The 289-nt window shown below is 76.8% G+C and carries 1 pseudogene; it reads left to right on the top strand.

Annotated features, from left to right (window positions below):
* Positions 1 to 289 (top strand): annotated as a pseudogene (locus tag ACLBX8_RS32090) (serine acetyltransferase); the annotation flags it as partial.

The raw sequence follows: 289 nt of genomic DNA, 5'->3' as shown, positions 1-289 counted from the left end.
CGGGGTCGCGCCCCCAGTGCCGCAGCCCTACGGGACGGTCATCGCCGGCGCCGTGGGCCGCGACGCCGCCTTCGGGATCCAGGCCTCCATCGGCGGCCTGCTGAAGGGGCCCGACCAGGACATCGGCGGGGGCCCCGGCCTGCCGGTGCTGGGCGACGACGTCGTCCTGGAGGCGGGCGCCATCGTGCTCGGCGCCGTCCCGATCGGTGACCAGGCCCGGATCGGCCCGCGGACCACCATCCTCAAGCCCGTCCAGGCCGACGAGGAGGTCATGCCCCAGCCCTGGCGG

It is taken from the genome of Methylobacterium sp. D48H (assembly GCF_053345715.1).
Note: the sequence above shows the minus strand (reverse complement) of the source record. Positions and strands in the feature narration are given on the sequence as shown.